The 11,008-nt window shown below is 35.0% G+C and carries 12 protein-coding genes and 2 pseudogenes; 9 read left to right on the plus strand and 5 right to left on the minus strand.

The features are described from left to right. Window positions 1-446: pseudogene (locus VNJ50_RS02965) on the plus strand (hydroxymethylglutaryl-CoA lyase); the annotation flags it as partial. Between the two features lie 226 nt (window positions 447-672). Continuing rightward, entirely contained in the window at window positions 673-2,145 is a 1,473-nt protein-coding gene (gene guaB / locus VNJ50_RS02970) for an IMP dehydrogenase (protein WP_325578911.1), read from the plus strand. Between the two features lie 169 nt (window positions 2,146-2,314). Here guaB and VNJ50_RS02975 read toward each other — a convergent pair whose 3' ends face one another. Continuing rightward, entirely contained in the window at window positions 2,315-2,713 is a 399-nt protein-coding gene (locus tag VNJ50_RS02975) for a heme-binding protein (RefSeq protein WP_325578913.1), read from the minus strand. A gap of 293 nt (window positions 2,714-3,006) precedes the next feature. Between VNJ50_RS02975 and VNJ50_RS02980 the strand changes: the two genes are divergently transcribed. After that, window positions 3,007-4,182 (plus strand): dicarboxylate/amino acid:cation symporter, encoded by a 1,176-nt coding sequence (locus VNJ50_RS02980; RefSeq protein WP_325578915.1) that lies wholly within the window; start codon window positions 3,007-3,009, stop codon window positions 4,180-4,182. Window positions 4,183-4,273: 91 nt separating this feature from the next. Here VNJ50_RS02980 and VNJ50_RS02985 read toward each other — a convergent pair whose 3' ends face one another. Genes VNJ50_RS02985 through VNJ50_RS02995 form a run of 3 tightly spaced genes read right to left on the minus strand, consistent with a single transcriptional unit; the run spans window position 4,274 to window position 6,278 of the window. Further along, the gene (locus VNJ50_RS02985; protein WP_325578917.1) at window positions 4,274-5,113 is read right to left on the minus strand and encodes an AraC family transcriptional regulator; all 840 of its coding nucleotides are present in this window, start codon (window positions 5,111-5,113) and stop codon (window positions 4,274-4,276) included. Between the two features lie 51 nt (window positions 5,114-5,164). Then, the gene (locus tag VNJ50_RS02990) at window positions 5,165-5,671 is read right to left on the minus strand and encodes a GNAT family N-acetyltransferase (protein WP_325578919.1); all 507 of its coding nucleotides are present in this window, start codon (window positions 5,669-5,671) and stop codon (window positions 5,165-5,167) included. A gap of 46 nt (window positions 5,672-5,717) precedes the next feature. After that, window positions 5,718-6,278, minus strand: coding sequence for an outer membrane beta-barrel protein (locus VNJ50_RS02995; protein WP_325578921.1), 561 nt, complete (start codon window positions 6,276-6,278; stop codon window positions 5,718-5,720). Between the two features lie 379 nt (window positions 6,279-6,657). Here VNJ50_RS02995 and VNJ50_RS03000 point away from each other — a divergent pair, with 379 nt between their 5' ends. The 6 genes from VNJ50_RS03000 (at window position 6,658) to glyA (ending at window position 10,494) form a co-directional block, all read left to right on the plus strand. Then, window positions 6,658-7,032 carry a nuclear transport factor 2 family protein gene (locus VNJ50_RS03000; RefSeq protein ID WP_325578923.1) on the plus strand — a complete coding sequence of 125 codons (375 nt, stop codon included), beginning with the start codon at window positions 6,658-6,660 and terminating at the stop codon, window positions 7,030-7,032. 26 nt (window positions 7,033-7,058) lie between these two features. After that, entirely contained in the window at window positions 7,059-7,421 is a 363-nt protein-coding gene (locus VNJ50_RS03005; protein WP_325578925.1) for a DUF2200 domain-containing protein, read from the plus strand. A 4-nt stretch (window positions 7,422-7,425) separates the two neighbouring features. Further along, window positions 7,426-7,863: a DUF1801 domain-containing protein gene (locus tag VNJ50_RS03010; protein ID WP_325578927.1), complete on the plus strand. Its 438-nt coding sequence runs from the start codon at window positions 7,426-7,428 to the stop codon at window positions 7,861-7,863. A gap of 33 nt (window positions 7,864-7,896) precedes the next feature. Next, window positions 7,897-8,385, plus strand: coding sequence for a DUF4199 domain-containing protein (locus tag VNJ50_RS03015; RefSeq protein ID WP_325578929.1), 489 nt, complete (start codon window positions 7,897-7,899; stop codon window positions 8,383-8,385). A 6-nt stretch (window positions 8,386-8,391) separates the two neighbouring features. Further along, window positions 8,392-8,955: a YdeI/OmpD-associated family protein gene (locus tag VNJ50_RS03020; protein ID WP_325578931.1), complete on the plus strand. Its 564-nt coding sequence runs from the start codon at window positions 8,392-8,394 to the stop codon at window positions 8,953-8,955. Between the two features lie 267 nt (window positions 8,956-9,222). After that, a complete protein-coding gene (glyA, locus tag VNJ50_RS03025; RefSeq protein WP_325578933.1) occupies window positions 9,223-10,494 on the plus strand; it encodes a serine hydroxymethyltransferase in 1,272 nt (423 codons plus the stop codon). Window positions 10,495-10,616: 122 nt separating this feature from the next. Here glyA and VNJ50_RS03030 read toward each other — a convergent pair. Beyond that, window positions 10,617-11,008 (minus strand): annotated as a pseudogene (locus tag VNJ50_RS03030) (hypothetical protein); the annotation flags it as partial.

The raw sequence follows: 11,008 nt of genomic DNA on the forward strand, positions 1-11,008 counted from the left end.
ATATTTCTATGGGATTTGGAAATCCTTATGGCGATCCTTGGAATGTTGATATTGTTGGCGATTGGACCGAACGTTTGGCCAATATGGGCGTGAAAATTCTTTCGTTGAGCGACACCGTCGGTACTTCAAATCCTGAAAATATTGATTACCTTTTTTCTCATTTAATTCCGCAATACCAACATATCGAATTTGGTGCACATCTGCATACAACACCCAGCTCTTGGCATGAAAAAGTAGACGCCGCCTTTAATGCTGGTTGCAAACGCTTTGACGGTGCTATTCAGGGGTTTGGCGGTTGTCCTATGGCAAAGGATGAATTGACAGGAAATATGCCCACCGAAAAATTACTTTCCTATTTTACTACAAAAAAATGTAATACTCTAAATGCTTTAAGTTTTGAGAGTGCTTATAATGAAGCAACTAAAATTTTCAAGAACTATCATTGATTATGTAGAGGGTAGTAATTTAGAGGGTAGAGGTTGGTTTTGAGTTTTTAGTGGATTGTTGGTTAGAATATTAGAAATAATCTGCATTGTTGGAACACTTCAATAGAACTTGTGGGAAACTTTTTTCAATTAAATAAAAGGACAAAAAGAATCGACAATAGGAAAATTTTAAGACTAATTTCCATAAATATTCCGTAGATTTGCACGCAATTAAACCGCAATTGCAATGACAGCACACGAAAACAAAATAGTAGGCGAAGGATTAACCTACGATGACGTTTTACTAGTTCCAGCTTTTTCTGAAGTTCTTCCTAGAGAAGTCAATATCCAAACCCAATTTACACGAAATATAAAAATTAATATTCCTATTGTATCCGCTGCCATGGATACAGTTACCGAAAGTGCGATGGCTATTGCCATGGCGCGAGAAGGTGGTATTGGGGTGTTACATAAAAACATGAGCATTGCCCAGCAGGCAGACGAAGTTAGGAGGGTAAAGCGTGCTGAAAGTGGTATGATCATCGATCCGGTGACTTTGCCTTTAACCGCTACTGTGTTGGATGCCAAACAGAATATGGCAGAACATGGTATTGGCGGCATCCCAATTATTGATGATAATGGCATATTGAAAGGGATTGTTACCAATCGGGATTTGCGATTTGAAAAAGACACTTCACGACCGATTGTGGAGGTCATGACCAAAGACAATTTGGTTACTGCGCCAGTGGGAACTTCATTACAAGATGCTGAAGGGATTCTTCAAAAAAACAAAATTGAAAAATTGCTTATTGTTGACGAGAATTATAATCTTGCCGGTTTAATCACTTTTAGAGATATTACAAAACTGACCACAAAGCCAATTTCCAATAAAGATACTTTTGGTCGTTTACGAGTTGCCGCCGCCATTGGCGTCACTGGTGATGCGCTCGAAAGGGCAGAAGCCTTAGTAAAATCTGGAGTGGATGCTGTAATTATTGATACCGCCCATGGCCATACTAAAGGTGTGGTAACTGTTTTAAAAACCATCAAAAAAGCATTTCCAGAACTTGAAGTGGTCGTTGGTAATATTGCAACGGCTGAAGCGGCTAAATATTTAGTCGAAGCTGGTGCAGATGCTATTAAGGTAGGTATTGGCCCTGGTTCGATATGTACAACTCGTGTTGTTGCAGGTGTGGGATATCCTCAGTTTTCAGCAGTGTTAGAAGTTGCTGCGGCCATTAAAGGCTCCGGCGTTCCGGTAATTGCTGATGGTGGTATTCGTTATACAGGTGATATTCCTAAAGCTATTGCCGCAGGTGCAGACACGGTTATGTTGGGCTCATTGTTGGCAGGAACTAAAGAATCTCCTGGGGAAACGGTTATTTACGAAGGTCGAAAATTTAAAACTTATCGTGGAATGGGATCTGTAGATGCCATGAAACAAGGTAGTAAAGATCGTTATTTTCAGGATGTGGAAGATGATATCAAAAAACTGGTGCCGGAAGGGATTGTAGGACGTGTGCCTTATAAAGGAGATTTATTTGAAAGCATTCACCAATTTGTTGGAGGTTTGCGTGCAGGTATGGGGTATTGTGGTGCTAAAGATGTTGAAACACTTAAAGAAACTGGTCGTTTTGTGAAAATTACCTCTTCAGGGATCAATGAAAGTCACCCACATGACGTAACCATTACTGAGGAATCTCCAAACTATTCGAGATAAAATTGTAGTAGTAAAAAATAACTATTATGAAAACACGACTTTATCTGGTCGTGTTTTTTATTTTAGATGCATTTAGAGTAGCTTATTTTGCTTTGTCAATAGTTAGATATATAAAAAAAGAGGCTGCCTTTTTAGACAGCCTCTTTTATAATTTAGGGGGTTTTTATTTTTAGAGGGATTTAGCTCCGACCTCTGCAACAGCATGATCATTTTCAACGGAGCTTCCGCTAACGCCAATGGCACCGATGATTTCTCCATTGGAGTTTTTAATTGGAATGCCTCCTGGGAATGTGATCAGTCCATTATTTGAATGTTCAATATTATATAAAGAACCTCCAGGTTGTGACAATTCGCCAACAACACCAGTATTCATATCGAAAAAACGAGCTGTTTTTGCTTTTTTGATAGAGATATCAAGAGAGCCTAACCATGCGCCATCCATTCTGGCAAAGGCAACTAAATTTGCACCAGCGTCAACAACAGCAATGTTCATTTTTGTGTCTATTGCAACTGCTTTTTGTTTTGCGGCAACGATTGCCTTTTCTGCCTGTTCTAAAGTGATATTCATAATGTTCGAGTGTTTTAGTGTTATAAACTTTCTGACAAAGGTATTGTGAAGGCAAACTTTAATGCTTATCAAAACAGTTCATTAACTTATGAAAAAAGGTCAGATTAAATTTTGTCCAACATCGATAATTAAATGATTATACCATTGATAAAAAAGTATGACAACTGATGGATGGGATTGTCAAGAAAAAATATGGTCATTAAAATGCTAGGTTCTCACATTGGCTGTATATTAGCGATTTTAAAATATACACAGCACTGCAGCGTGTGCCTTTTATTATATAGTATATCATTATGAAGCATTTATTTTCGAACTTATTATTTAAAGTTTTTATTGCCATTGTATTAGGAATTGTTTTTGGGTTGTATTTGCCCGAATCTATCAATCGGATATTTACAACTTTTAATTCGTTTTTTGGACAATTCTTGAACTTCTCTATCCCGTTGATTATTATGGGATTAATTATGCCAGCTATTTCTGATTTAGGAAAAGGTGCCGGAAAATTATTATTGCTTACTGCTGCCATTGCTTATGGATCGACTTTGTTTTCAGGGTTTATGACCTATTTTGTGACAGACAATATATTTCCACAGCTTTTAGAATCGCACGTTAATAATGCTGCACAAATAGCTGAAACTGGCCGTGATCTGACCCCATATTTTAGCATTACTATTCCGCCTATATTAGATGTCATGTCGTCACTAGTTTTGGCTTTTGTAATTGGTTTAGGATTGTCATTTCAGGAAAAATCGAGTTTGAAATTGGTTGTTAAAGATTTTGAAAAAATTATTATGCAATTAATAGAAAAAGTGATTGTGCCGCTTTTACCTCTTTTTATTTTAGGGATTTTTGCGAGTATGGCTTTTAATGGTCAAGTGTTTTCTATCCTTAAAGTGTTTATGAGTATTATTGGCGTTATTTTTTTATTACACATTCTTCTTTTATTGCTTCAATATATCATTGCAGGTGTATTTACAAAGAAAAACCCAATTAAGTTGTTGGCTACCATGATGCCGGCATATTTTACGGCATTAGGGACGCAGTCTTCTGCAGCAACTATTCCTGTTACTTTAGAACAAACTTTAAAAAATGGCGTTTCTGAAAAAATAGCAGGCTTTGTCATTCCGTTATGTGCTACCATTCATTTGTCGGGAAGTATTATGAAAATTACTGCTTGTGCAATGGCTCTCATGATTTTGCAAGGTATGCCGTTTACGTTTACGCTCTTTGCAGGATTTATCTTTATGCTAGGAATTGCTATGGTTGCAGCACCCGGAGTTCCTGGAGGCGCTATAATGGCGGCCGTTGGTATTTTGCAATCCATGTTGGGTTTTAATGAGGAAATGCTTGGTTTAATGATTGCCTTATATATTGCTATGGATAGTTTTGGAACTGCTTGCAACGTTACGGGTGATGGTGCCATTGCACTTGTTGTTGATAAAGTTACCAAAGAAAAGTTGGTTGCTTAAGTTGCTCGTAAGAACTTTAAATATTGAAATAGAAATAAATTATTTTGAGTAATTACACGGAATACAACGTGTAATTAAAAAACATTTGGTTTTACTTAGACAGATCGGTAGGACGTATTCCGAATTTGTTTTTAAAGGCGATGCTAAAGTTGGAAAGATTATTGTAGCCAATTTCGAAGTAAATATCTGATGCTTTTAAATGGCCTTCTTCCAGAATTTCTTTTGCTTTTTGCAGCCTTTTATCCTGAAACCATTTCCCGGGAGATACTTTATATTCATTAATAAAATGGCGTTTAAACGTAGAAAGGCTCATGTGGCATAAAAAGGCAATTTCTTCTAACCTTAAATTGGAATGTATATTGTTTTCAATAATTTGCTTGAAAGAAGAACTTTCATTTGCGATTAATGAGTGTAAATAAAGTTCAAATTTCAAACCATATTTCTGAATAAGATAAAGCATTAATTCTTCAAATTTCACCGAAAGCAAATTTTCTGGAAATACAGTTGGAGAATTCACAATAGTTGATAACGAGTTTAAGTAAGACCCGATGTAAGCATCATTTTGAATGCAAAAATAAGGGGTGATTTCTTGTCCTAAAACCTTGTTTACCGCATGTTTTTCCAAAAACTTTTTGAGTGGCTTCTCAGAGAAAAAGAAAAGTTTGCAGTAATAAATAGCTTCAGTTTCAAGTAGTTCAGTCCATAGCCAATTCCCTTTTTTCAGCAATAAGGACTGGTCTTTGTTTACGGCAATTGAATTGCCAGCAAAATGGACCTGTTTTTTACCTACTTGAAGAAAGCTAAACATATTCATGCTAAGATTGACTTTGCTTTTGACCACATCATTGGTCATCTTAAAATCATAAACAAATAAATCTGGCCTTTCTGTTCTTTTAGGAAGATAGATTTCAGGAATGTTTTCTATTGGCATTATATTGTTTCAATTTTAAGGAAGTAGGTCGTGTTGGTATATTATTTTTGATTATACTTTGATTTCAAAAAGACTGAATGGACCATCCTTATAATGTTCGGGCAAATCATTGGTCCATTGAATGCTACTAATTCCTTTATAGGTAAAACCAGAATTTATATAGTGTTTATTCAAACGATCGTTGCCGCTATGGGTATCCATCCTGATATAGTCTAAATTGTATTTCTTCGCATAGGTAATTGCCCATTCCACAATTTTAGTGATATAACCTCGTCCTCTATAATTGGGATGGGTTGCAATGCGGTGCAAATAAATAGCTTTATCATTTTCTGAATTTATCCAAATAATGGGATCATTAAAAGTAATCACGAAAGTACAGGCAATTTCGGTATTTTCTATAATCTTAAAATGTCGATTTTCATTAATTTCTTGTTCTATTAAAGCACGTTCAAATCCATTCCACCCTTTAGTATTTACTGTTTTTTGATAGGCTGTTGCGGCATCGTAAATTGCAAAAATGGCGTCGACATCTTCAAGTGTGCTAAGGGTAATTTTCATTTAATCGTTTTTTTGTTCAGTTGCTTTTGTAATTCGTATTGTTTTATTAATTATCTAAAGGAATTGAATATCCAAAGGCAAAAGCACCGGAAAACTGTTGGGCACTTTCGTGATCATAATAGGTGAATGCTATATCAAAGTTGTGTTTTCGTCCTAATTCCAGTCCAATAGAGAAAGGAATATGCGCCAATACACCACTTTCTTCAATATGGGTTTTAGGAGTTATGGTTTTAAATGAGCCGACAGAAGCACCAATACCAACTTCTATATACGGTGCAACCCAAGGGATGGGCGCTTTAATTCGTGCTTTTCCTCCAACCAAAAATGCGTTTGCGTTCGATTTATATTCAGAAGGCAACCGTTTGTTTTCAACACTTTTGGTCAATATTAATCCGGCGTAAGGTCTGAAACCAATCCATGATGCTACATTAAGAACATACTCACCCTGTAGATAAAACCCAGAACCATAAATATCGGTATCGTAATCATCGAAAGGAAAACTATAGCCAAGACCTACGGACACATCAATTGATTTTTCTTTGATGAGTTGTGCATTGATTTGGTTACATACTAGAAAGGTAAGAATTAGGAAGTAGGTTTTTTTCATAAGGGGTTTTGTAAAATTGGTTTTTAATGATTTAGGACAGAATCACCTATTTATTATACAAATCAATTTTAAAAATAGCGCAATCCTTGATATGGACTAAAGTAGCAATTATTTTAATGTGAAAAATATAATATACTGAAACAATTACTATTGATTTATTAATGGTTTCAGTATTGGCTTTTGATTATATTGTTTTTAATCTAATAAATAATACAAATCATTTTTAGTAATGTCGTTAAAAACATGGTAATAAATTGATAAATTTGATTGAAATAAAAACTATAGATGTTAAGTGAGACCTTCTTAATGTTTTCGTATAGTTAGATATATCTAGTGAAACCTCGTTTTGAACTGAAGTGCTAAAAATAAAGAACAGTAGATGATGACAAAGAAAGAAATTGCCCAGCATTTTTTAAAATTAGCAAGTAGTGGACAGTCCAGAAAAGCGTTTGAGTTGTATGTTTCAGACCACTTTAAACATCATAATGCCTATTATAAAGCCGATCGTGAAACCTTGATGTTAGCCATGGAACAAGCACACAAGGAATCACCAAACAAGATTTTCGAAATACAAAGAGCTTTGGAGGATGGGCTTTTAGTAGCCGTTCATTCTCGTGTGCAACAAGAAGGCGAAGGCGGTTGGGAAGGTGCCGTTATGCATATTTTTCGTTTTGAGGACGATAAAATTGTGGAACTTTGGGATTTTGGTCAGACTATTCCCGATGAAATGGTCAATGAGAACGGTATGTTTTAAAATCAAATAATTTGATATAACAAGCAATGAAAGAAACCGACAAACATAACGAACGGATGGCCAAAATAATATTTGCTTCGGTCTATCCTTATTATATCGCAAAAGTTGAGAAAAAAGGCAGAACCATTTCTGAATTACATCAAGTAATTGAATGGCTGACCGGATTTGATGAAATAAAATTGCAAGATCTTATTGATGAAAAAGTAACTATTGAAACTTTTTTTGAAAGAGCAAATTTAAATCCAAAAGCACATTTGATTACAGGAACCATTTGTGGTTATAAAATTGAGGAAATTGTAAATCCTTTGACAAAAAAGGCCAGATACTTAGATAAATTGATCGATGAATTAGCCAAAGGAAAAGCCATGGATAAAATTCTAAGATCCTAATAATATGGCAAAAAACAAAACAACATATTCATCAGCAGATGTTTATGAATTCATTGATGTTTTTGCAAATACAGAACAAAAGAAAAAGGATAGTTTGGAATTGATAGCATTATTGCAGGATATTACGGGCGAAACACCTAAAATGTGGGGACCATCAATTGTTGGATTTGGCAATTACCATTATAAATATGCCAGTGGCCATGAAGGCGATGCACCTGTTCTTGGGTTTTCGCCTAGAAAATCGGCAATCTCATTATACATTTATTCGGATACCGAAAAAAGCCAAGTATTGTTAACTCAGTTTGGAAAGTTTAAGCAAGGAAAAGCTTGTATTTATATTAATAAACTTTCAGATATCGATATTGCTATATTAAAAGAATTGTGCGTAGAATCGATAAGATATATTGATGCGCATTATGAATGTTCTTGCAGAAAAAAATAAATTTTAGAGATTATAATAATCAAATCTTAAGTTATGAAAAATCAGAAACTTGAAATAAAATGGGCCATTATTTTTGTCATTATGAGTTTGGCTTGGATGGTTTTGGAAAAACTATGCGGACTTCATGGAAAGTACATAGATTACCATTTGTATTTGACAAATCTGTTTGCTATTCCTGCAATTTGGGTAATGGTATTGGCGCTAAAAGACAAAAAGAAAAACCATTACAACGGAAACATGAGTTATAAACAAGGTTTGATTTCTGGGATTTTCATTTCCATTTTCATTGCCTTAATGAGTCCGTTGTCTCAATGGGTTATTTCATATATCATAACACCCGAATATTTTCCAAATGTCATTAAACGTTCTGTAGAAATAGGATATTTTAAAACCACGGCCGAAGCAGAAGCACAATTCAATTATCCTAATTATGCCAAGCAAAGTGCTATTGGCGCGTTAGTTATGGGGGTTTTGACCTCAGCCATTGCGATGCTATTTATAAGAACAAAATCAAGTAAATAAAAAGCCATGCAAAACAATAAACAATGGCAAGAAGAGTTGGAAATTCTGGCATGTATAATTTCAAAATTGCCCCTAGAAAAATCCATAAAATGGGGTTCAGAAGTTTTTACGTACCATGGAAAAAACGTGGTGAGTTATGGCGGTTTTAAAAACTATTTTACGATATGGTTTTACAACGGTGTTTTTTTGAAAGACCCTTATCAGGTGTTGGTCAATGCGCAAGAAGGAAAAACCAAAGCTTTAAGGCAATGGCGTTTTACATCCAAAAAAGAAATTGATGCAGATAAAATCACAGAATATATAAATGAAGCCATTGAAAACGAGAAAAAAGGGTTGAGAATACAACCTGAAAAATTTAAGCAATTGCCTATTCCCGATTTTCTTCAAAAAGAATTTGATACAGATATAAACCTATACGAGCATTTTATAAAATTGACGGCAGGAAGGCAAAAAGAATACATTATTTATATCAACGAAGCCAAACAAGAAGTAACCAAACTAAAACGCTTGGAAAAAATTAAACCATTGATAATTCAAGGAATCGGACTCAATGACAAGTATAAAAACTGAGGGTTTTGGCTATTTAAAACCAAAGCTTTTCGAATTTAAATTACACAGATTTTTTTCTAATATTCAGAATCAAATATGGGTTTTATAATCTATTTCCATTGGTAATGGTTTATTTTGAAAGGACCTCTTTTTATTGCGTTTAAAAAAGGAATGTTTTGATCGAAAGTTTTAAATTTTGATATGATTGAGCATTGTATTTAGTATTTTTGATGAAATTTATAATATTCATGAAGTTCCTTTTGTAAAGGAGATTAAAAAACACAATTTATGCAACGCGACCAACAGATATTTGAGCTTATAGAAGCTGAAAAAGAAAGACAATTAAATGGTTTGGAGCTTATCGCCTCCGAAAATTTTGTGAGTAATCAGGTAATGGAAGCCGCTGGCTCGGTTTTAACTAACAAATACGCAGAGGGTTATCCTGGGAAGCGTTATTATGGAGGTTGCGAAGTGGTGGACGAAGTGGAACAGATTGCCATTGACCGTGCCAAGGCATTATTTGGTGCAGACTATGTAAACGTACAGCCACATTCTGGCAGTCAGGCAAACACTGCGGTGTATTCAATGTGCTTGAAACCTGGAGATAAAATTCTTGGTTTTGATTTATCACATGGTGGTCATTTAACTCATGGATCGCCTGTTAATTTCTCTGGAAAATTATATAATCCTTCGTTTTACGGTGTGGATAAAGCAACTGGATTGATTGACTACAACAAACTGGAAGATACCGCAAAAAAGGAAAAACCTAAAATGATCATTGCAGGTGCATCGGCCTATTCCCGCGATATGGATTTTAAAGCTTTCAGACAGGTGGCAGACCAAGTTGGTGCTTTGTTGATGGCCGATATTTCGCATCCTGCAGGATTGATTGCTAAAGGTATTTTAAATGATCCAATGCCGCATTGTCACATTGTAACTACAACAACGCATAAAACTTTGAGAGGGCCTAGAGGTGGAATGATTATGATGGGTGCTGATTTTGAAAATCCTTACGGACTTAAAACTCCAAAAGGTGAATTGAGAAAAATGTCCTCACTTTTGGATTCAGGTGTTTTTCCAGGCAACCAAGGCGGACCATTAGAGCATATTATTGCTGCTAAGGCAATTGCTTTTGGTGAAGCCTTATCTGATGAATTTATGCATTATATGTTACAAGTTAAGAATAATGCCGCAGCTATGGCCAAAGCATTTGTGGCGAAAGGCTATCATATCATTTCTGGCGGGACGGAAAACCACATGATGTTGATCGATTTAAGAAATAAAAATCTTACAGGTAAAGGTGCCGAAGAAGCTTTAGGAAAAGCAGATATTACGGTAAATAAAAATATGGTGCCTTTTGATGATAGATCACCATTTGTGACTTCAGGCATCAGAATAGGGACTCCTGCAGTGACAACGAGAGGTTTAAAAGAAGCAGATATGGAAGTTATTGTAGATTTGATAGATGATGTTCTTACCAATATTGACAATGATGCCAAAATAGAAGCCATTGGTGCAAAAGTGAATGAGATGATGAAAGGGAAACCATTGTTTTCTTAATCGATTTTAATAAAAATAATTGAAATAAAAACCTCACGGAATAGAATCTGTGAGGTTTTTTATTTTATATATTCTAACGTATAAGCTAATTTTTGTATAAAAGAATGCTAGCAAGATTTCGATTACTCTTCAAAAATAACATGTTGATAAGCTCCTAAATCTGGTGTTGCTGTTCTTGGCTGATTTAAAATATCAAACGGCACTTGATTAGAAAAAGTATTGTTTCCGATCACGTTAATGGCGCCTGATTTTTGACCAATGATCAAATCATTTTTTGAGGTGTTTTTAAAATTAGGATCTTCGTTAAATATGGTATTATTGTATAAAGACGTATTGGAAAAATCATAAATGGGGTTACTTCCAAACTTATTGTGTGAATCAATGAATTTGATCAAAGTATTAGTAAATTTGAAATTAACATCAGCACCTTCTTCATCTTCAATCAGAAATTCAGGATTGTGATTGCCATAAATGATGCAATTGTTAAAGTTAGCAGCAGTAAGTGCATTCGTAA

Origin of the sequence: Gelidibacter sp. (assembly GCF_035577925.1) — a bacterium.
Classification (GTDB): Bacteria; Bacteroidota; Bacteroidia; order Flavobacteriales; family Flavobacteriaceae; genus Gelidibacter.